The 20,730-nt window shown below is 60.1% G+C and carries 17 protein-coding genes; 8 read left to right on the top strand and 9 right to left on the bottom strand.

Features of this window, described 5'->3' with window-relative positions; all coding sequences use genetic code 11:
* Positions 1 to 100: 100 nt before the first annotated feature.
* The 6 genes from aroK to GVL50_RS02500 are packed head-to-tail and all read right to left on the bottom strand — an operon-like array spanning position 101 to position 5,484.
* Entirely contained in the window at positions 101 to 619 is a 519-nt protein-coding gene (gene aroK / locus GVL50_RS02525) for a shikimate kinase AroK (protein WP_053116652.1), read from the bottom strand.
* Between the two features lie 4 nt (positions 620 to 623).
* Positions 624 to 2,696 carry a type IV pilus secretin PilQ gene (pilQ, locus tag GVL50_RS02520; protein WP_159811626.1) on the bottom strand — a complete coding sequence of 691 codons (2,073 nt, stop codon included), beginning with the start codon at positions 2,694 to 2,696 and terminating at the stop codon, positions 624 to 626.
* 13 nt (positions 2,697 to 2,709) lie between these two features.
* The gene (locus GVL50_RS02515; RefSeq protein ID WP_159811625.1) at positions 2,710 to 3,237 is read right to left on the bottom strand and encodes a pilus assembly protein PilP; all 528 of its coding nucleotides are present in this window, start codon (positions 3,235 to 3,237) and stop codon (positions 2,710 to 2,712) included.
* Entirely contained in the window at positions 3,234 to 3,857 is a 624-nt protein-coding gene (gene pilO, locus GVL50_RS02510) for a type 4a pilus biogenesis protein PilO (protein WP_159811624.1), read from the bottom strand. Before pilO ends, GVL50_RS02515 begins: the two co-directional genes overlap by 4 nt.
* The gene (locus GVL50_RS02505; protein WP_159811623.1) at positions 3,854 to 4,420 is read right to left on the bottom strand and encodes a PilN domain-containing protein; all 567 of its coding nucleotides are present in this window, start codon (positions 4,418 to 4,420) and stop codon (positions 3,854 to 3,856) included. The genes pilO and GVL50_RS02505 overlap by 4 nt, the downstream gene beginning before the upstream one ends.
* The gene (locus tag GVL50_RS02500; protein ID WP_053116647.1) at positions 4,420 to 5,484 is read right to left on the bottom strand and encodes a pilus assembly protein PilM; all 1,065 of its coding nucleotides are present in this window, start codon (positions 5,482 to 5,484) and stop codon (positions 4,420 to 4,422) included. Before GVL50_RS02500 ends, GVL50_RS02505 begins: the two co-directional genes overlap by 1 nt.
* 218 nt (positions 5,485 to 5,702) lie before the next feature.
* Here GVL50_RS02500 and GVL50_RS02495 point away from each other — a divergent pair, with 218 nt between their 5' ends.
* The gene (locus tag GVL50_RS02495; RefSeq protein ID WP_371925897.1) at positions 5,703 to 8,141 is read left to right on the top strand and encodes a penicillin-binding protein 1A; all 2,439 of its coding nucleotides are present in this window, start codon (positions 5,703 to 5,705) and stop codon (positions 8,139 to 8,141) included.
* A 322-nt stretch (positions 8,142 to 8,463) separates the two neighbouring features.
* Here the strand turns inward: GVL50_RS02495 and GVL50_RS02490 are convergent, their stop codons facing one another.
* From GVL50_RS02490 to rpmE, 3 genes are all read right to left on the bottom strand, one after another.
* A complete protein-coding gene (locus GVL50_RS02490) occupies positions 8,464 to 9,732 on the bottom strand; it encodes a malic enzyme-like NAD(P)-binding protein (RefSeq protein WP_159811621.1) in 1,269 nt (422 codons plus the stop codon).
* Positions 9,733 to 9,915: 183 nt separating this feature from the next.
* Positions 9,916 to 10,716 carry a thermonuclease family protein gene (locus tag GVL50_RS02485; protein ID WP_159811620.1) on the bottom strand — a complete coding sequence of 267 codons (801 nt, stop codon included), beginning with the start codon at positions 10,714 to 10,716 and terminating at the stop codon, positions 9,916 to 9,918.
* A 14-nt stretch (positions 10,717 to 10,730) separates the two neighbouring features.
* A complete protein-coding gene (gene rpmE, locus GVL50_RS02480) occupies positions 10,731 to 10,958 on the bottom strand; it encodes a 50S ribosomal protein L31 (RefSeq protein ID WP_053116643.1) in 228 nt (75 codons plus the stop codon).
* Between the two features lie 287 nt (positions 10,959 to 11,245).
* Here rpmE and GVL50_RS02475 point away from each other — a divergent pair, with 287 nt between their 5' ends.
* The 7 genes from GVL50_RS02475 to phaC all read left to right on the top strand — a co-directional run bounded on the left by GVL50_RS02475 (position 11,246) and on the right by phaC (position 20,714).
* Complete coding sequence (locus GVL50_RS02475) at positions 11,246 to 13,465, top strand: primosomal protein N' (protein WP_053116642.1); 2,220 nt, start codon at positions 11,246 to 11,248, stop codon at positions 13,463 to 13,465.
* A gap of 210 nt (positions 13,466 to 13,675) precedes the next feature.
* Positions 13,676 to 15,412, top strand: coding sequence for an arginine--tRNA ligase (gene argS, locus GVL50_RS02470; protein WP_159811619.1), 1,737 nt, complete (start codon positions 13,676 to 13,678; stop codon positions 15,410 to 15,412).
* A gap of 1 nt (position 15,413) precedes the next feature.
* Positions 15,414 to 16,118, top strand: a complete 705-nt coding sequence (locus GVL50_RS02465; protein WP_159811618.1) for an SPOR domain-containing protein — start codon at positions 15,414 to 15,416, stop codon at positions 16,116 to 16,118.
* A gap of 232 nt (positions 16,119 to 16,350) precedes the next feature.
* Positions 16,351 to 16,881 (top strand): ATP-dependent protease subunit HslV, encoded by a 531-nt coding sequence (gene hslV / locus GVL50_RS02460; RefSeq protein ID WP_016984593.1) that lies wholly within the window; start codon positions 16,351 to 16,353, stop codon positions 16,879 to 16,881.
* 54 nt (positions 16,882 to 16,935) lie between these two features.
* Positions 16,936 to 18,273, top strand: coding sequence for an HslU--HslV peptidase ATPase subunit (gene hslU / locus GVL50_RS02455; RefSeq protein WP_053116639.1), 1,338 nt, complete (start codon positions 16,936 to 16,938; stop codon positions 18,271 to 18,273).
* Positions 18,274 to 18,398: 125 nt separating this feature from the next.
* On the top strand, positions 18,399 to 18,776 hold the full coding sequence (locus GVL50_RS02450) for a gamma-butyrobetaine hydroxylase-like domain-containing protein (RefSeq protein ID WP_159811617.1): 378 nt from the start codon (positions 18,399 to 18,401) through the stop codon (positions 18,774 to 18,776).
* Positions 18,777 to 19,034: 258 nt separating this feature from the next.
* The gene (gene phaC, locus GVL50_RS02445) at positions 19,035 to 20,714 is read left to right on the top strand and encodes a class II poly(R)-hydroxyalkanoic acid synthase (RefSeq protein WP_159811616.1); all 1,680 of its coding nucleotides are present in this window, start codon (positions 19,035 to 19,037) and stop codon (positions 20,712 to 20,714) included.
* Positions 20,715 to 20,730: the final 16 nt, after the last annotated feature.

Below are 20,730 nucleotides of genomic sequence, written 5' to 3'. Positions count from 1 at the left end.
TCTGCGGCCTATAGCGGGTATGACGCCGCTCGCCCGCCAGCCGCCACAACCGCGACGGGTTGTGACAGGACGCCGAGGATAGCGCATTTCGAGCGATGCTTTAACGGGGAGGAAGCTGCGCCAGACGTTCGAGAATGTCGAGCACTACCATGCGCGGCGGCCGTTCGTCGGTTTCCACCACCAGATCGGCGATTTCCCGATACAGCGGATCACGGATCGCCAGCAAATCACGCAGGGTTTTCTCGGGATTGGCGGTGCGCAGCAACGGCCGATTGCGATCGCGCGAGGTGCGGCCGACCTGCTGTTCGACGGAGGCGTGCAAATAGACCACCCGCCCGCCCTCATGCAGAGCCTTGCGATTGGCATCACGCATCACCGCGCCGCCGCCGGTCGCCAGCACCACGCCATCGAACTCGCACAGCTCGGCGATCATCGCCTGCTCACGGTCTCGAAAGCCGGGCTCGCCTTCCTTATCGAAGATCCACGGGATATTGGCGCCCGTGCGCAGTTCAATTTCCTTGTCGGAATCTTTGAACGGCAGGCGCAGCTCTTTGGCCAGCAACCGGCCGATGGTGCTTTTACCAGCGCCCATCGGTCCTACAAGAATCAAATTTCGCACAGAATCAACGACTCACAGCAATCGCCTGGTTATTCATGATACGCGGAGTGAGAAATACCAGCAGCTCGGATTTTTTCTCCGAAACCACATCACGCCGGAAAAGGCGGCCAAGATACGGCACATCGCCAAGAAATGGCACCTTATCTACGACCTTGCTTTGAGTATTTGAGAAAACACCACCAATCACGATGGTTTCGCCGTCATTGACCAGCACCTTGGCGTTGACCTCGTTTTTCTTGATCGGCGGCACATCCTGCACTTTGTTCAGGTAATCCGGCTCATCCTTGGTGACCTTGACCTCCATGATGATGCGGTTATCGGGGGTGATCTGCGGCGTCACTTCCAGCGACAAAGACGCCTCTTTGAACGACACCGAAGTCGCGCCGCTGGAGCTGGCTTCCTGATACGGAATCTCGGTGCCCTTGAGGATCTTCGCGGTTTCCTTGTCGGAAGTAACAACCTTCGGTTGCGAAACGATTTCACCGTTGCCGGTCTTTTCCATCGCCGTCAGTTCGAGATCGAGCAAGACGTTGTCAGTAATAAAGGCGATGCCGATCCCCGAGGTATTGCCGACCGTGCCCATATCGACGAACGGCGAGTTGGTGCTGGTGCTGCCCGGCGTGCCGATGGTGGTCGATGAACCGTTAACCCCGGAGGCGTTCCAGTTGCCCTTGTTCTGGATTGAACCGCCCCAGCGCACGCCGAGGCTTTTGTCGTAATCGACGTTGGCCTCAACGATTCGCGCCTCGATCATCACCTGACGCACCGGAATATCCAGTTGCGCCACGATCCGTCGCAGCTCGTCGAGGCGATCCTGGGTCTGGTAGGCAATGATGTTGTTGGTGCGCTCATCGACGGTGATCGAACCACGCTCGTCGATTTTCGCCTCGGCGCTGGTCACCGACTGGAACAGCTTGGCGATGTCTGCTGCCTTGGCGTAATTCACTTGCAGCAACTCACGACGCAGCGGCGCCAGTTCGGCGATCTGCTTTTGCGACTCCAGTTCCTGGCGTTCACGGGCGGCGATTTCATCGGCGGGCGCGACCAGCAGCACGTTGCCGATTTTGCGTTTATCCAGCCCTTTGGTTTTCAGCACCAGATCCAATGCCTGATCCCAAGGCACGTTTTGCAGGCGCAAGGTAATGCCGCCCTGCACTGTGTCACTGGCGACCAGATTGAGGTTGGTGAAATCGGCGATCAGTTGCAGCACCGAGCGCACATCGATGTCCTGGAAATTCAGCGAGAGCTTTTCACCGACGTAAGCCTGGCGATCAGCGTTGCGCTTTTGCAGATCGTCGACGGTCATCGGCCGAACGCTGACGGTCAGTTTGTTGTCGGTCTGGAAAGTTGAATAGTCGTAAGTGCCGCCGGGCTCGACGGTGATGATCGCGCGATCGCCGCTGACGCTGGAATTGACGAACTGCACCGGGGTGGCGAAATCCTTGACGTCGAGGCGTACGCGCAGCTTTTCCGGCAATTGCGTGCGGGCGAAGCTGAGGATGATTTTGCCGTCATGCTCCTGAATATCCGGGGCGATGGTCGGGTCGGACAAATCAATCACCACATTGCCTTCGCCCGCTGTGCCGCGTTGAAAGTCGACGCCGCGAATGACTTTGGTTTTTGCGACATAAGGTTTTATCGGTACCGCAACAGGCGTAATGCGCGGCGCGGCAACGGGACGCGGTGCTGCGGCCGGAGCACCTTGCCCCACCACCACGAACAAATTATTGCCCTCGACCCGCGTGTCATACGGCGCCAGTTGCGTCAGGCTGACGATCAGTCGCGTGCGATCCTTGGCCTCAACCACCGTCGCCGTGCGCGCATTACCGCTGCCTAGATCGAGATTCTTGCTGGCCAACTGGCTGGCAACCCCGGGCAAGTCCAGAGCAATCCGCGCCGGCGATTCAGTGGTATAGCCCTTGGGCTGCGGTGGCGGGCCGTCGAACGACAGCTTCAGCTCGACGCGGTCACCCGGCAAGGCCGCCACGTCCAGCGTCTTCAGATTGGCCGCAATAACCATCGGCGACAACAACGCTATCCATAGCGAAAAACCGAGGGTGGAGAAAATCCTGTTCATTGTTCGACTTCCACTATGAGTGCTCTTTCAAAGGAATGGTGCGCGGACGTTCCAGCCAGGCCCCTTCGCCGTCGGGAACGATCTCGACCACATCGACCTGGGTCGCGCTGATCGAGACGATGCGTCCGTCATTGCGCCCCAGGTAGTCGCCGACCTTCATCCGGTGCACGCCGCCGGCTCCGCGCAACAGCGCAAAAGAGCCGCCGGCATTGGAGATGGTGCCGACCATTTCAAACTGCTCGATGTTGAAACCTTCGAGGTATTGCTTGACCCGATTGGGGTCGGGTTTGACGTTGCGCGAACCCTGTTTTTGCCCGGCCAGATCGATGCGCACCTGACGCGAGAACGGGCTGCGCAGGTTGGCGGCGCTGTAAGTGAATGTGGGGTAAGACCGGAATGTCGGGGTTGGTTCAATTTTCCCCGGCGGGCGCAGCCGCACTTCATTCATGTAGGCATCAAGGTCGCTGAAGTCATTGCCGCCACCACAACCATTGAGCGCGAGCAGGGCTATCGACAGGGCCAAATAGCGTGGCGGGCTCATTTTTGCAGCCCCTTGTCGTTATAGCGGTACGTCTTGGCGAGGATGTTCATGCGCAGCTTCGTCCCGCCTTCCGGATTGGCTGGCGCCAGTTCGAAATCATGCAGGGTGACGATGCGCGGCAACCCGGCGACGCCGCTGACGAAAGTCGCGAGATCGTGATAGGCGCCAGTTACGGTGATCTGGATCGGCAACTCGATGTAGAACTGCTGGGTAACCTCCGGCAGCAATTTGATCTCTTCGAATTCCAGACCGCTGCCCAGACCGGTGCGGGTGATGTCTTCGAGCAGGCCCGGCACTTCGGTGTCGCTGGGCAGCTGCCGCAACAGCACACCGAAGGAGTTTTCCATCTCCTTCATCTGTTGGGTGTACAGCTCGAGATTGGCCGAGACATGCGCCTTGCTGGCGAACTGCTCCTTGAGCGTGGCTTCCTCTTCGCGCTTGAGTTCGAGTTGGTCTTGCATGTCGCTGATGAAAAAGTTGTAGCCCAGCGCGAGCACCAGAATCATCAGCAATGCGCCGGCCATGGCTTTTACCGCCGCTGGCCACGAGCCGATGTTGCTGGTGTCGAGATCGTTGAAGTCGATGCTGCGCAGGCTCTCCAGCCATTCGGACGGCTTCATGGCTCGTCCTCCGCCGTCTTCGGCTGCGTCTGACGAACGGTCAGCTGGAAGACGTTGGCCTGTTCCACCTGATCGGCGGAGGTGGCTTTGACTTCATTGAGGCTCGGCGCATCGAACCAGTCGGAGGCGTCAAGATTGCGCATCAACTCGGAGACACGGTTGTTCGACTCCGCCGCGCCACTGATGGACAGGGTTTTGCCGAGCATTTTCACTTGGGTGAAATACACGCCGTCGGGCAGCGTCCGCGCCAGTTGATCGAAGATCCGCCCGCTGACCTGCCGGTTGCCCTGCAAGTCTTGGATGATGCGCATGCGTTCGACCAGTTGCTGGCGATGGGCCTTGAGCTCACTGATCTGTTTGATCCGTTCGTCGACCACGGCAATTTGTTTGCCGATGTAATCGTTGCGCGCCACTTGTCGATCGATCGCCGCGCTGATCACCTGATCGGCGATGAACACCGCGCCCACCGAACCGACGATGACGCCGGTCAGCGCCAGCAGGAAGCGTTTGCGCCGCTCTTCACGGCGCTCCTCGCGCCACGGTAAAAGGTTGATCCGCGCCATCAGTCAAAACTCCTGAGCGCGAGCCCGCAGGCAATCATCAGGGCCGGCGCATCACTCGCCAGAGCGCCAGCGTTGACCTTGCTGCTCAGGGACATATCGGAAAACGGATTGGCCACTTGCGTCGGCGTATTCAAGCGCTGTTCGATGAGGCGATCGAGCCCCGGCACCGACGCCGTGCCGCCGGCCAGCAGAATGTGATCGACGGCGTTGTACTGCCCGGAGGCGAAGAAAAACTGCAGCGAGCGCGAAACTTGCTGCACCAGCGCTTCGCGAAACGGTTGCAGGACTTCGCTGACGTAATCGTCGGGCAAGCCGCCCTGCTTCTTCGCCAGCCCCGCCTGTTCGACGGTCAGGCCGTAACGGCGCTGGATTTCCTCAGTCAGCTGACGCCCGCCGAACAGTTGCTCGCGGGTATAAATGATTTTGCCGTTGTGCAAAACGCTGAGGGTGGTCATGGTCGCGCCGATGTCGACCACTGCCACGGTGAGGCGCTCTTGCGAGGCGGCGAGTTGCGTGGAGAGCAGGCCAAACGAGCGCTCCAGCGCATAGGCCTCGACGTCCACCACCCGCGCAGTGAGCCCGGCGAGGGCCAGCGCTGCTTCACGGACTTCGACGTTTTCCTTGCGACAGGCGGCCAGCAGTACATTGACCCGTTCCGGGTTGCGCGGCGATACGCCCTGGACTTCGAAATCGATGGCGACTTCATCCAAGGGATAGGGAATGTATTGGTCGGCTTCGATTTTGAGCTGGTTTTCCAGTTCGTCGTCGGAAAGTCCGGCGTCCATTTCGATGACTTTGGTGATCACCGCTGATCCGGCCACCGCCACCGCCACGCTCTTGAGCCCGGTGCGCGCCTTGACCAGCACCCGGCTGAGGGCTTGGCCCACGCCTTCGAGTTCGGCGATGTTTTTTTCGACCACGGCATTCGCCGGCAACGGCTCTACCGCATACGCCTCGACCCGGTAGCGATCGCCCTGACGGCTCAGCTCCAGCAGTTTTACCGAGGTGGAGCTGATGTCGATCCCCAGTAACGTATTGGTCTTTTTATTGAAGAGTCCTAGCACTACCAATTCCCTATGACTTTCCGTGAGTTACGGACTCTGTAATACGCATTGCGTTCCCTGACCCCACCTTGACAGACGCGCCAATGACGCCTCCGACGGAAAAGTGCTTATAATGCCCAGCGATTTTTTCCGCTTTTTACTGCCTGCGCGGGCGTTCTGTGTGTAGCCGGAACCCCGTCGCCAAATTCATTCTTTGCCCTGGATGTCCAAACGCCTTGATTCGTCTGCTGAAATTTTTCGGTTGGTCCATCGTCGCCGTTTTCTGCGGACTGCTTTTAGGTCTCAGCGGCGCCTATCTTTACCTTAGTCCGGGTTTGCCTTCTGTGGAGGCCCTGAGAAGCATTCAGTTGCAGATTCCATTGCGGGTCTACAGCAGCGACAACAAGTTGATCGCAGAATTTGGCGAAATGCGCCGGACTCCGATCCGTTTCGCCGACATTCCCCCCAATTTCATTAATGCGTTACTAAGTGCTGAAGACGACAATTTCGCCAATCACTATGGCGTCGATCCGAGCAGCCTGATGCGCGCCGCGACGCAATTGGTCAAAAGCGGCCACATTCAGTCCGGCGGCAGCACCATCACCATGCAGGTGGCGAAGAACTTCTTCCTGACCAGCGAACGCAGCTTCTCGCGCAAAACCACTGAAATCCTCCTGGCCCTGCAGATCGAGCGACAGCTGACCAAGGACGAAATCCTTGAGCTGTACGTGAACAAGATCTATCTGGGTAACCGCGCCTACGGCATCGAGGCGGCGGCGCAGGTGTATTACGGCAAGTCGATCCGCGACATCAGCCTGGCGCAGATGGCGATGATCGCCGGCCTGCCGAAAGCCCCGTCGCGCTTCAATCCGCTGGCCAACCCGACGCGCAGTAAAGAACGCCGCGACTGGATCCTCGGGCGCATGTACAAGCTCGGCAAGATCACCGAAGCGGATTACACCGCTGCGATCAACGAGCCGCTGAACGCCAGTTATCACGTGCCGACCCCGGAAGTGAACGCACCGTACATCGCCGAAATGGCCCGTGCCGAAATGGTCGGCCGTTATGGCAGCGACGCCTATACCGAAGGTTTCCGCGTCACCACCACGGTACCGAGCAATCTGCAGGAAATGGCCAACACCGCGCTGCACGAAGGCTTGATGACCTACGACCAGCGTCACGGCTACCGTGGCCCCGAGTCGCGCCTGCCGGGCAAAACCCGCGAAGCCTGGGCCAGCGAGCTGACCAAACAACGCACCATCAGCAGCCTCGAACCGGCGATCGTCACGCAAGTCGACAAGAACGGCCTGCAAGTGCTGACCCGCACCGGTGAAGAACACGTGGCCTGGGACACCATGAAATGGGCGCGGCCGTTCCTCAATACCAACAGCATGGGCCCGAATCCGCGTCAGCCGTCGGATGTTGCGCAGGTTGGCGATCTGGTTCGTGTGCAGCGTCAGAAAGACAATTCGCTGAAATTCAGCCAGATCCCGCAGGCGCAAGGCGCGCTGGTCTCGCTGGATCCGCAGAACGGCGCAATCCGCTCGCTGGTCGGTGGTTTCGCTTTCGAGCAGAGCAACTACAACCGCGCCATGCAGGCCAAGCGTCAGCCGGGTTCGAGCTTCAAGCCATTCGTTTATAGCGCCGCGCTGGACAGCGGCTACACCGCCGCGACGCTGGTCAACGACGCGCCGATCGTGTTTGTCGACGAGTACCTGGACAAGGTCTGGCGTCCGAAGAACGACACCAACACCTTCCTCGGCCCGATCCGCTTGCGTGAAGGTTTGTACAAATCGCGCAACCTGGTGTCGATCCGTTTGCTGCAAGCGATGGGCGTGAGCAAGACCATCGATTACATCACGCGCTTCGGCTTCAACAAGCAGGATCTGCCGCCGAACCTTTCACTGGCACTGGGTACTGCGACGCTGACGCCAATGGAGATCGCGACCGGCTGGAGCACGTTCGCCAACGGTGGCTACAAGATCACGCCTTATGTGATCGACAAGATCGAAAGCCGTAACGGCGACACGCTGTTCGTCGCCAACCCGCCGACCGTCCCGCAGGGCGCTGCAGCAACGGACGGCATTGCCGCGCCGCACACTGACGCGATCACGGTCAACGCTACGCCGGGTGAAGCACCGGGCACTGCGGCGGCACCGCAAACGCCTGCCGTCGCCGAGCGCATCGTTGATGGCCGCACCACGTACATCCTCAACAGCATGTTGCAGGACGTAATCAAGCTCGGCACCGGCCGTCGCGCGCTGGCCATGGGTCGCAGCGACATCGCCGGCAAAACCGGTACCACCAACGAATCGAAGGATGCCTGGTTCTCCGGGTACAACGCCGATTACGTGACCACGGTCTGGACGGGCTTCGACCAGCCGGAAAGCCTTGGTCGTCGCGAGTTCGGTGGCACGGTGGCACTGCCAATCTGGATGAATTACATGTCGGCGGCGCTGAAGGACAAGCCACCGCACGTGCAGCCTGAGCCGGAAGGCTTGCTGAGCTTGCGCGTGGATCCGGTGAGTGGCCGTGCGGCGACGCCGAGCACGCCGGGGGCGTACTTCGAGCTGTTCAAGGCTGAGGATACCCCGCCATCGGTGAATGAGCTGGGTAACGGCGCTGTGCCAGGCAGCCCGTTGCCGGCGGATGAACAGGCGCCGATCGACTTGTTCTGATCCAGCGGCACTGAAAAGCCCCGCCTTCGGTTGAAGTGCGGGGCTTTTTATTGCCTGAAGATCAAGAGCCCCTCACCCTAGCCCTCTCCCGGAGGGAGAGGGGACTGACCGTGGAAAATTCACGAGATACACCGACCTGAAAGTGCATCAGCGCCTATGGATTCAACACAACACTTTCATGTCGGCGTCACTCCCCAGCATCCCCCAATCGGTCCCCTCTCCCTCCGGGAGAGGGCTAGGGTGAGGGAGCCCTTGATCTCCAGACAATAAAAAAGCCCCGACTCTCACGAGCCAGGGCTTTCGGTTGAGGCGTTACAACGGCTTAGCCGTTGAACACGTCATCCACGCTTTTCAGCGGGTAGTTCTTCGGATACGGCAGGGTTGCCACACCAGTCTCGATAGCAGCCTTGGCCACAGCGTCGGAGATCAGGGTGATCAGGCGCTTGTCCATTGGCTTCGGAATGATGTACTCACGACCGAATTCCAGCGGAGCACCGCCGTAGGCATCGCACACGTCCTGTGGCACTGGCAGTTTGGCCAGTTCACGCAGGGCGTTGGCGGCAGCCACTTTCATTTCTTCGTTGATGCGCTTGGCGCGAACGTCCAGGGCACCACGGAAGATGAACGGGAAGCCCAGTACGTTGTTGACCTGGTTCGGGTAGTCCGAACGGCCGGTGGCCATGATCACGTCGTTACGGGTGGCGTGTGCCAGTTCCGGGGAGATTTCCGGATCCGGGTTCGAGCACGCGAACACGATCGGGTTGGCCGCCATCGACAGCAGGCCTTCAGGGCTCAGCAGGTTCGGGCCGGACAGGCCAACGAACACGTCAGCGCCTTGCAGAGCGTCAGCCAGGCTGCGCTTCTCGGTGGCGTGAGCGAATACCGCTTTGTACTGGTTCAGGTCGTCACGGCCGGAGTGGATCACGCCGGTACGGTCAACCATGAAGATGTTTTCGATGCGAGCGCCCATGCTCACCAGCAACTTCATGCAGGAGATGGCGGCAGCGCCGGCGCCCAGGCAAACGATCTTGGCGTCTGGCAGGGTTTTGCCTGCGATTTCCAGGGCGTTGATCATGCCGGCAGCGGTCACGATCGCGGTGCCGTGCTGGTCATCGTGGAATACCGGAATGTCGCACTGCTCGATCAGAGCACGTTCGATCTCAAAGCACTCTGGTGCCTTGATGTCTTCCAGGTTGATGCCACCGAAAGTGATGGAGATGCGTTTTACGGTGTCGATGAAGGCTTGCGGGCTTTCGGAGTCGACTTCGATGTCGAATACGTCGATGCCGGCGAAGCGCTTGAACAGCACGCCTTTACCTTCCATCACTGGCTTGGACGCCAACGGGCCGAGGTTACCCAGGCCGAGAATCGCGGTGCCATCGGAAATGACTGCAACCAGGTTGCCCTTGCCGGTGTATTTGTAGGCCAGTTCAGGATCGCGAGCGATCTCACGCACTGGTTCAGCTACGCCGGGGCTATAAGCCAGCGACAAGTCGCGAGCGGTAGCAGTGGCCTTGGTGAGCTCGACACTCAGCTTCCCTGGACGAGGATTGGCATGATATTCGAGAGCGGCAGTTTTCAGATCAGACATTTTGGCATTCCGCTTTTTACTGTTGGACAGACTGGTCAGCGAGGATACGCGCCTCGCAAAGTCCCCACAAGACTGAGCGGTCACCCCTGTCAAGCGCCCTGCCCTACGACTTTGGGCCAAGAGCCACGGCGCACAAGGGCTGGACTGTTCACAATCGACAGAAAAAATGTCTACAATTTTATTTCAGCGAGTGCTTTGCAACATCGACGAATCTGTCAGCGGAAGTAGCCAGTGTGGCTGACCTTGATTCAAGCCGCCGCGCCGTGATCGATCGACAATCCAGCCGCGCACCTCGATCTGCTTGCCCTTCAACGCCTGCAACCGGGCATTGTCGAATTGTCCGACCAGATTGGGTGCAACGCGCAATACAAGCGCACCCTGCAACTCGATCCAGGTTCCGCCACGATTGCGCTGAACCTTGCTCACACGGCCACTGACCACGGCGAAACCGGAACGCTGGATCCGCGCCGCTTTCAGCACCGGCGACTGCCGCCAGACGCCACGGCTTGCCTTTCGCGCACTGCGCTCGGCGGCTTGCTGACACGTAACCAAATCGATATTCGGCGCGACCGCGACCTGAAAGCCGAGGCCATCGGCGAGCATCTGCGCTTCAAGATTGGCGCCGCTGGCGCTGTAGAGGTGCGCGAGCGTGCGGCCGTAGTGATCTTTCGTCTGCTTGCCGAGGCGCAAACCGAGCTGTCCATTGCTGTCGGCCACTAATGATTCCAGACGTTTGCGCGCCGCCACCGCGAACGGCTCGTCACTGCGGCCCTGCTTGCCCAGCTCAGGTGTGTTGAGGCCGATCATCCGCACACTGCGCCCGTCGCTTAACCGAACGGTGTCGCCATCGACCACGCGTTGCACCGTGACGCGGGTCAGCCCTTCGGGCGTGGGGCAGAAAGCTTGCGCGGCGGACAGCCAAATCGCAGACACAAAAAAGGCGCCCACAAGGGACGCCTTTTTCAGCAATGAGGAAAAGCCCATCGGGCCTTTCAACTTTACTCTGCAGCAGCAGGCTTCTTGCCGAAAGCACCGAAACGGTCTGCGAAGCGCTGAACGCGGCCGCCAGTGTCCAGAGTCTTTTGCTTACCGGTGTAGAACGGGTGGCATTCGTTGCAAACGTCGATCGCCAGAGGCTTGGCCAGGTTCGAACGAGTTTCGAACTTGTTGCCACAGCTGCAGGTAACTGCGGTGACTTCGTATGTTGGATGAATATCAGCTTTCATGATGTCTTCCTCAGGCTGCGTGCCGCCATCCAACACTATTGTTGAATACCGCACGTAATTAGGCCGCGGATTCTACCAGACCTTTTAAATCACGCAAGCTGTCACCGAGACCGACCGTCTGCTAGGCTCCCGACCTTGAACGCATTCCCCTGTGGGAGCGGGCTTGCTCGCGAATGCGTTGTGCCAGTCAATGATTTAGCGCCTGACACGCCGCATTCGCGAGCAAGCCCGCTCCCACAATTGATCTGCGCTCAGCCTTCTTTTTGTGTTGATAGAGATCCCCCCGCGTGCCCGACGCCATTCTGCGCCTCGCTTTGCCTTCGCCCCTGCGCCGCCTGTTCGATTATCGAGCGCCGGCCGGCGTGCTGCGCGAGCAATTGCAGCCGGGCATGCGTTTGCGCGTACCGTTTGGCCGGCGCGAGATGATCGGCATTCTGGTCGAGGTCACTGACACCAGCGAAGTGCCGGTGGAGAAACTCAAACCGGCGCTGGCCCTGCTCGACACGACGCCGCCGCTACCGCCAGCGCTGTTCAAGCTGTGCCTGTGGACGTCGCAGTATTATCAGCACAGCCTCGGCGACACCTTGAGCTGGGCGCTGCCGGTGCTGTTGCGTCAGGGCGAACTGGCCGAGGCGCGTCAGGAACGTTTCTGGTCAGCCGCCCCCGGTGCCAGCCTTGATGATCCGCGTATCGCCCGCGCGCCGCGTCAGCGTGAAGCGCTCGCCACATTGGCCCAGCACCCGCACGGCGTCGCGCATCAGTTGCTGAGCAAACTGATGCTGAGCAAAGACAGCCTCGACCTGCTGCTGGCCAAAGGTCTGGTGCAAGTCGAGATCCGCCGCCATGCACCGGGCTTGCGCCATGAACATTGGCTGGCGCAACCGGAGCTGCCGCTGAACAGCGAGCAACGCGCCGCGTACGAAGCGATTCGCGCCGGTTTCGACAGTTATCACGCCTTCCTGCTGGCCGGCGTCACCGGCAGCGGCAAGACCGAAGTCTATTTACAGTTGATCCGCGAAACCCTCGAAGCCGGCAAGCAGGCACTGGTGCTGATCCCGGAGATCAACCTCGGCCCGCAGACCCTGGCGCGCTTCGAGCAACGCTTCAACGCGCGCATCGCCCTGTTGCACTCGGCGGTCAATGATCGCGAGCGCCTCGAAGCCTGGCTCGCCGCCCGTGATGGCGAGGCCGACATTATTATCGGCACCCGTTCGGCGCTGTTCACGCCAATGAAAAATCCCGGCCTGATCATCATCGACGAGGAGCACGACGGTTCTTATAAACAGCAGGAAGGTTTGCGCTACCACGCCCGCGATCTGGCGCTGGTGCGTGCGCGGCAGGAAAACATCCCGATCGTGCTCGGCTCCGCCACGCCTTCGCTGGAAAGTCTGCACAACGCCTACACCGGACGTTACGGCCTCCTACGCCTGAATGAGCGTGCCGGTGGCGCCAAGCAGCCACGCTTCCTACGCCTGGATGTAAAAAGCCGTCCACTCGACAGCGGGATTTCCGGGCCGATGCAACAAGCCATCGGCCAGACCCTCGCCAACGGCCAGCAGGTGCTGGTGTTCCTCAACCGTCGCGGTTTCGCGCCGACGCTGCTGTGCCACGATTGCGGCTGGATGTCCGAGTGTTCGCGTTGCGATGCGCGGATGACCGTGCATCAGCGTTATGGCGAGTTGCGCTGCCACCATTGCGGCTACGTCGAGCGCACGCCGCGCCAGTGCCCGAAGTGCAACAAGGTCGATTTGCGTCCGGTGGGCGCCGGCACCGAGCGCGCCGAGGAACGGCTGGCGATTCTGTTTCCCGACTATCCGGTGCTGCGCGTCGACCGCGACAGCACCTCGCGCAAGGACGCGATGAATCAGCTGTTCGCGACGATTCAGAAGGGCCAGCCGTGCATTTTGGTCGGCACGCAGATGCTCGCCAAGGGTCACCACTTTCCACGGGTGACGCTGGTGTCGATCCTCGATGCCGACGGCGGGCTGTTCTCCGGCGACTTCCGCGCCAGCGAGCGCATGGCGCAGTTGATTGTGCAGGTGGCCGGGCGCGCGGGCCGGGCAGAGGAGCCGGGCAAGGTGATTATTCAAACGCATCTGGCCGACCATCCTTTATTGGTGCAACTCACCGAGCAGGGTTACTTCGCCTTTGCCGAACAGGCTTTGAGCGAACGGCGTGCGGCCGGGCTGCCGCCGTTTGCGCATTTGGCACTGTTGCGCGCTGAGGCGCACAAGCCGGGGCAGGCGGAAGGGTTTCTCGATGAGGCGTGCAGCGAGGCGGAGCGCTTGCTGGCGGAGCAGAATCTGAGCGGGATTGAATTGCTCGGACCAGTGCCGGCGCCGATGGAGCGACGGGCCGGGCGTTATCGTGCGCAGCTTTTATTGCAGGCGTCGGCGCGGGCGCCATTGCACCGATTGTTGACCAGTTGGCTGTTGGCGCTGGAGCAGATGCCGAGCGGGCGGGCGGTGCGTTGGTCCTTGGATGTCGATCCCGTCGATTTGTATTGATCTGAGGATTGCCTTCGCGAGCAAGCCCGCTCCCACAAGGACGGCGCTGTACCTGTGGGAGCGGGCTTGCTCGCGAAGAGGCCCTAATTGTCACCACATATCCATAACCTGCCTGCTAAGGTTGGCAAGCCCGTCTTCGCAACGGATAATGCCCAGTTTTTCCACCCGCGCATCGATGCGCCGCCGCGCTTGCGGTCGAAAGAGAAGACCATGAAAGACACCATTCGCCAGCTGATCCAACAAGCCCTCACCCAACTCGTCAACGAAGGTGTGTTGCCTGAAGGCCTGTCGCCGGCGATTCAGGTGGAGAACGCCCGTGACAAAACCCACGGCGATTTCGCCAGCAACATCGCGATGATGCTGGCCAAGCCTGCGGGCATGAAGCCGCGCGATCTGGCGGAAAAAATCATCGCCGCGCTGCCGGCTGACGAAAACGTCACCAAAGCCGAAATCGCTGGCCCGGGCTTCATCAACTTCTTCCAGAACACTCAGGCTTTGGCCTCGCGTCTCGACGCTGCCTTGGCTGATGCCCATGTTGGCGTGCGCAAGGCCGGCCCGGCGCAGCGCACCGTGGTCGACCTGTCGGCACCGAATCTGGCCAAAGAGATGCACGTCGGCCACTTGCGTTCGACCATCATTGGCGACGGCGTGGCCCGCGTCCTCGAATTCCTCGGCGATGAAGTGATCCGTCAGAACCACGTCGGCGACTGGGGCACCCAGTTCGGCATGCTGATGGCGTATCTGCAGGAAAACCCGATCACCAGCGACGAGCTGTCGGATCTGGAAAACTTCTACCGCGCCGCCAAACAACGTTTCGATGAATCCGAAGAATTCGCCGACCGCGCCCGTGGTCTGGTGGTCAAGCTGCAGGCCGGCGATGCTGATTGCCTGGCGCTGTGGACGAAGTTCAAGGACATCTCGCTGTCGCACTGCCAGAAGATCTACGAACTGCTCAACGTCAAACTGACCATGGCAGACGTTATGGGCGAAAGCGCCTACAACGACGACCTGATCAACGTGGTCAACGACTTGAAAGCCGCTGGCATGCTGGTCGAGAGCAACGGCGCCCAGTGCGTGTTCCTCGACGAGTTCAAGAACGCCGACGGCGACCCGCTGCCGGTGATCATCGTCAAGGCCGACGGTGGCTACCTGTACGCCACCACTGACCTGGCGGCCGTGCGCTACCGCAGCGGCAAACTGAAAGCCGATCGCGCGCTGTACTTCGTCGATCAGCGTCAGGCCCTGCACTTCCAGCAAGTGTTCGCCGTGGCGCGCAAGGCCGGTTTTGTGACCCATCCGATGGAGATGGAACACATGGGCTTCGGCACCATGAACGGCGCCGATGGCCGTCCGTTCAAGACCCGCGACGGCGGCACCGTGAAGCTGATCGACCTGCTGACCGAAGCGCAGGAACGTGCCTACAACCTCGTGAAAGAAAAGAACCCGACGCTGGCCGAAGACGAACTGCGCAACATCGCCAAAGTCGTCGGCATCGGTGCGGTGAAATATGCCGACCTGTCGAAGCACCGCACCAGCGACTACAGCTTCAACTTCGATCTGATGCTGAATTTCGAAGGCAACACCGCGCCGTACCTGCTTTACGCTTACACCCGCGTCGCCGGTGTGTTCCGTAAACTGGGCAAGGACTTCAGCGAAGTCGACGGCCAGATCGTGCTGGAAGCGGCGCATGAACAAGAGCTGGCGGCGAAACTGGCGCAGTTCGGCGAAGTGCTGAACAACGTGTCTGACAAAGGCACGCCGCACATTCTCTGCACTTATCTGTATGACGTTGCCGGTCTGTTCTCCAGCTTCTACGAGAACTGCCCGATCCTCGCCGCCGAAACGCCGGCCCAGATGCAGAGCCGTCTGCGTCTGGCCGCGCTGACCGGTCGCACCCTCAAGCAAGGCCTGGAGCTGTTGGGTCTGGAAACTCTGGAGCGTATGTAAGTTGGCTGCCAAGAAAAAACCTGCACCCAAGCGTGGCGCCAGCCGTTACCAAGCTCCTGCGAAGCAACCGATTCCGGGTTGGCTGTGGATGGCCATCGGCCTGACGGTCGGCGCGTTCATCGTGTTTCTGATGAAACTGGAGCCGGGCAAGGGCAGCGACACGGTCAAGCGTGAGAAAGTCGAGCAAGCGCAACAGCAGAAAGCGTCGAAGATCGCCGAGGCCAACAAGACCCCGCCGAGCCCGACCCAGCCTGTGAAACCGAAGTACGACTTCTACACCCTGCTGCCGGAATCGGAAGTGATCGTGCCGCCCGACGCCGTGCCGGAGAAAACCCTGCCGACGCCACAAGTGCCGACCACTCCGGTGACCCCGGCGGAAGCGGCGAAAATCGACACTGCGCGTGCTCAGGCGGCGCTGGCCGGGATCACCCCGCCACCGGCACCACCGGTGAAAGCGGCGCCCGTGACCAAGTTCTTCCTCCAGGCCGGTTCGTTCCGCAAAGAGGCGGACGCGGACAAAGTGCGTGCGCAGATCATTCTGCTCGGCCAGGCGGTCGCGGTTGAATCGGGCACGGTGAAAGATGAAACCTGGTACCGCGTGCTGGTCGGCCCGTTCAGCAACCGCGAACAACTGACCACCGCACAGAAACAACTGGCGGGCAGCGGTTTTAGCAATCTGTTGTTACAACAACGCCAGAGCCGCTGACCCTCCGTAGAAAACCGCTCCCACAGGCGAGGCAAACCTCCTGTAGGAGCTGCCGAAGGCTGCGATCTTTTGATTTTGCTTTCAGATCAGGATCAAAAGATCGCAGCCTTCGGCAGCTCCTACAGTTGGTCACCGCTCGTCTCCTCTCCCGCGCTATGCTTGAAATCCTCTCCAGCACCCCCATATGAATGGGCATAAGGCACTTTCGCCCCGCTGTGTGGAGACTCTTCCCTTGACCACCATCGTTTCAGTCCGCCGTCACGGCAAAGTCGTCATGGGCGGCGACGGCCAGGTTTCTCTTGGCAACACCGTGATGAAAGGCAACGCGAAAAAAGTTCGTCGCCTGTACCACGGTCAGGTCATCGCCGGTTTTGCCGGTGCCACCGCCGACGCCTTTACCCTCTTCGAACGTTTCGAAGGCCAGCTTGAAAAACATCAGGGCCACCTGGTGCGCGCCGCGGTCGAACTCGCCAAAGAATGGCGCACCGACCGCTCCCTGAGCCGCCTCGAAGCGATGCTCGCGGTTGCCAACAAAGACGCTTCCCTGATCATCACCGGCAACGGTGACGTGGTCGAACCCGAAGACGGCCTGATCGCCATGGGTTCCGGCGGCGGCTACGCACAGGCTGCGGCCAGCGCCCTGCTGAAAAAGACCGACCTGTCGGCTCGCGAAATCGTCGAAACCGCCCTCGGTATCGCCGGCGACATCTGTGTATTCACCAACCACACTCAGACCATTGAGGAGCAGGATCTCGCTGAATAAGCCTGACGCGGCCCTGTGCCACGGCTTGTTTTTGCTTGAGGACCGTCAACTACTATGTCCATGACTCCCCGCGAAATCGTCCACGAACTTAACCGCCACATCATCGGCCAGGACGATGCCAAGCGCGCCGTCGCGATTGCCCTGCGCAACCGCTGGCGCCGCATGCAGCTGCCTGAAGAGCTGCGCGTTGAAGTGACCCCGAAGAACATCCTGATGATCGGCCCGACCGGTGTCGGTAAAACCGAGATCGCCCGTCGTCTGGCGAAACTCGCCAACGCGCCGTTCATCAAAGTCGAAGCGACCAAATTCACCGAAGTCGGCTACGTCGGCCGTGACGTCGAATCGATCATCCGTGATCTGGCCGACGCGGCGCTCAAGTTGCTCCGCGAGCAGGAAATGACCCGCGTTCGCCACCGCGCCGAAGACGCTGCCGAGGATCGTATCCTCGACGCGCTGCTGCCGCCGGCACGCATGGGCTTCAGCAATGAAGAAGCGCCAAGTTCCGATTCCAACACCCGTCAACTGTTCCGCAAGCGCCTGCGCGAAGGTCAGCTGGATGACAAGGAGATCGAAATCGAAGTCGCCGAAGTGGCCGGCGTCGATATCTCCGCGCCACCGGGCATGGAAGAAATGACCAACCAGTTGCAGTCGTTGTTCGCCAACATGGGCAAGGGCAAGAAGAAGTCCCGCAAGCTCAAGGTCAAAGAAGCGCTGAAGCTGGTGCGTGACGAAGAAGCCGGGCGTCTGGTCAACGAAGAAGAGCTGAAAGCCAAAGCGCTGGAAGCGGTTGAGCAGCACGGCATTGTGTTCATCGACGAAATCGACAAAGTCGCCAAGCGTGGCAATGTCGGCGGCGCCGACGTCTCCCGTGAAGGCGTGCAGCGCGACTTGCTGCCGCTGATCGAAGGCTGCACCGTCAACACCAAACTGGGCATGGTGAAAACCGACCACATCCTGTTCATCGCGTCCGGTGCGTTCCACCTGAGCAAGCCGAGCGATCTGGTGCCTGAGCTGCAAGGTCGTCTGCCGATCCGCGTTGAACTGAAAGCGCTGAGCCCATCGGACTTCGAACGCATCCTCAGCGAACCTCACGCTTCGCTCACCGAGCAATACTGCGCACTGCTGAAAACCGAAGGCCTGAACATCCAGTTCCAGCCGGAAGGCATCAAGCGCATCGCCGAGATCGCCTGGCAGGTCAACGAGAAAACCGAGAACATCGGTGCCCGTCGCCTGCACACCCTGCTTGAGCGTCTGCTCGAAGAGGTGTCGTTCAGCGCCGGCGACATGGCCAGCACCCACGATGAGAAGCCGATTCTGATCGACGCCGAATACGTCAACAGCCACCTCGGCGAATTGGCGGAGAACGAAGACCTGTCCCGTTATATCCTGTAGGTCACCTTCCCTGTAGGAGCTGCCGCAGGCTGCGATCTTTTGATTTTGATTTTTAACAAACAAGATCAACAGATCGCAGCCTTCGGCAGCTCCTACAGGGTGTTCCTCTAGTCGGATGACCTGCAATGACTATTATCCCCACCGACATCAAACTGCACAAAGCCTCGAAAACCCTGACGCTTAAATACGCGTCCGGCGAGGAATACACCCTGCCCGCCGAATTTCTGCGCGTGCATTCTCCCTCCGCCGAGGTCCAGGGCCACGGCAATCCGATTCTGCAATTCGGCAAGATTCACGTCGGTCTGAGCAAAGTAGAACCGGCCGGTCAGTACGCACTGAAACTGACCTTCGACGACGGTCACGACAGTGGTCTGTTCACCTGGGAATACCTCTACGAGCTGGGGCGACGATTTGACGCACTCTGGGCCGATTATCTCGCCGAGCTCAAAGCCGCCGGAAAAACCCGCGATCCCGACGAGTCGATCGTCAAGCTGATGCTCTAGTCCGAGCCTCGCGCTCTTTAGAGGGCATTTTCTAACTTCATCTGTTTGAATGCTCCGCTGTGAGGCCGAGGATCGGCCCGCTTGCGAAAAAAATTAAACTCGGGTAACCAATGGAGCTGGCAAGTTCCCTGCAGTGCACTACGACTGTAAAACAGCTATGCAGAATTAACGGTCACCCGAGCAGTAGTACCTGGCATTGGCTGTGGAACTGCACAGCAGAAAACCGGGTACTCGTCTCAGGACAATGGAGCGTCGTAGATGAGTAACAAGAATAACGATGACTTGAAGTACCAAGCCTCGGAAAACACCTTGGGGCTTAATCCTGTCGTTGGGCTACGTGGAAAGGATCTGCTCGCCTCTGCTCGTATGGTGCTGAAACAGGCCATCAAACAACCGATCCATAGCGTCAAGCACGTCACCCATTTCGGCCTTGAGCTGAAGAACGTGTTGTTCGGCAAATCCGAACTGCAACCGGCCGGCGATGACCGTCGCTTCGCCGATCCTGCGTGGAGCCAGAACCCGCTCTACAAACGTTATCTGCAAACCTATCTGGCGTGGCGCAAGGAACTCCACTCCTGGATTGATGACAGCAACCTCTCACCGAAAGACATCGCGCGCGGCCACTTCGTGATCAACCTGATGACCGAAGCCATGGCCCCGACCAACTCGGCGGCCAACCCCGCAGCGGTCAAACGTTTCTTCGAAACCGGTGGCAAGAGCCTGCTCGACGGCCTCTCGCATCTGGCCAAGGATCTGGTACACAACGGCGGCATGCCGAGCCAGGTCAACATGGGCGCATTCGAGGTCGGCAAGAGCCTCGGCGTCACCGAAGGCGCGGTGGTGTTTCGCAACGACGTGCTGGAGCTGATCCAGTACAAGCCGATCACCGAGCAAGTCCACGAGCGTCCATTGCTGGTGGTGCCGCCACAGATCAACAAGTTCTACGTTTTCGACCTCAGTCCGGACAAGAGTCTGGCGCGGTTCTGCCTGCGCAATAACGTGCAGACGTTTATCGTCAGCTGGCGCAACCCGACCAAGGCGCAGCGCGAGTGGGGCCTGTCGACGTACATCGATGCGCTGAAAGAAGCGGTCGACGTGGTCACCGCGATCACCGGCAGCAAAGACATCAACATGCTCGGCGCCTGCTCCGGCGGCATCACCTGCACCGCCCTGCTCGGCCACTACGCGGCGATCGGCGAGAAGAAGGTCAACTCCCTCACGCTACTGGTGAGCGTGCTCGACACGACGCTGGACAGCGACGTCGCCCTGTTTGTCGACGAGCAGACCCTGGAGACCGCCAAGCGTCATTCGTATCAGGCCGGCGTGCTCGAAGGCAAAGACATGGCCAAGGTCTTCGCCTGGATGCGCCCGAACGACCTGATCTGGAACTACTGGGTCAATAATTACCTGCTCGGCAACGAGCCGCCAGTGTTCGACATTCTGTTCTGGAACAACGACACCACCCGGTTGCCGGCGGCGTTCCACGGCGACCTGATCGAGATGTTCAAAAACAACCCACTGATCCGCCCGAATGCACTGGAAGTGTGCGGCACGCCGATCGACCTCAAGCAGGTCACCGCCGATATCTTCTCGCTGGCCGGCACCAACGACCACATCACACCGTGGAAGTCCTGCTACAAGTCGGCGCAGTTGTTCGGTGGCAAGGTGGAGTTCGTGCTGTCGAGCAGCGGGCACATCCAGAGCATCCTCAATCCGCCGGGCAACCCGAAATCGCGCTACATGACCGGCGAAGAAATGGCCGCGAATGCCGATGACTGGCAAGAGAACTCGACCAAGCATACCGATTCCTGGTGGCTGCACTGGCAGGCCTGGCAGGCCGAGCGCTCGGGCAACCTGAAAAAGGCCCCGCTGAAACTGGGCAACAAGGCACATCCGGCGGGCGAAGCTTCGCCGGGCACATACGTACACGAGCGGTAACTGACACCACCCCTCC

Origin of the sequence: Pseudomonas sp. 18058 (assembly GCF_902706155.1) — a bacterium.
Taxonomy (GTDB): Bacteria; Pseudomonadota; Gammaproteobacteria; order Pseudomonadales; family Pseudomonadaceae; genus Aquipseudomonas; species Aquipseudomonas rustica.
The sequence above is the reverse complement of the archived record's forward strand: the minus strand, read 5'-3'. Positions and strand labels throughout refer to the sequence as shown.

What these genes read in the sequence shown, in the direction of transcription:
- GVL50_RS02485 (WP_159811620.1), bottom strand. Translation starts at nt 10,716, where the DNA reads ATGGGCTTTTCCTCATTGCTGAAAAAGGCGTCCCTTGTGGGCGCCTTT.
- pilQ (WP_159811626.1), bottom strand. Translation starts at nt 2,696, where the DNA reads ATGAACAGGATTTTCTCCACCCTCGGTTTTTCGCTATGGATAGCGTTG.
- GVL50_RS02490 (WP_159811621.1), bottom strand. Translation starts at nt 9,732, where the DNA reads ATGTCTGATCTGAAAACTGCCGCTCTCGAATATCATGCCAATCCTCGT.
- GVL50_RS02505 (WP_159811623.1), bottom strand. Translation starts at nt 4,420, where the DNA reads ATGGCGCGGATCAACCTTTTACCGTGGCGCGAGGAGCGCCGTGAAGAG.
- pilO (WP_159811624.1), bottom strand. Translation starts at nt 3,857, where the DNA reads ATGAAGCCGTCCGAATGGCTGGAGAGCCTGCGCAGCATCGACTTCAAC.
- phaC (WP_159811616.1), top strand. Translation starts at nt 19,035, where the DNA reads ATGAGTAACAAGAATAACGATGACTTGAAGTACCAAGCCTCGGAAAAC.
- rpmE (WP_053116643.1), bottom strand. Translation starts at nt 10,958, where the DNA reads ATGAAAGCTGATATTCATCCAACATACGAAGTCACCGCAGTTACCTGC.
- argS (WP_159811619.1), top strand. Translation starts at nt 13,676, where the DNA reads ATGAAAGACACCATTCGCCAGCTGATCCAACAAGCCCTCACCCAACTC.
- GVL50_RS02515 (WP_159811625.1), bottom strand. Translation starts at nt 3,237, where the DNA reads ATGAGCCCGCCACGCTATTTGGCCCTGTCGATAGCCCTGCTCGCGCTC.
- GVL50_RS02450 (WP_159811617.1), top strand. Translation starts at nt 18,399, where the DNA reads ATGACTATTATCCCCACCGACATCAAACTGCACAAAGCCTCGAAAACC.
- hslU (WP_053116639.1), top strand. Translation starts at nt 16,936, where the DNA reads ATGTCCATGACTCCCCGCGAAATCGTCCACGAACTTAACCGCCACATC.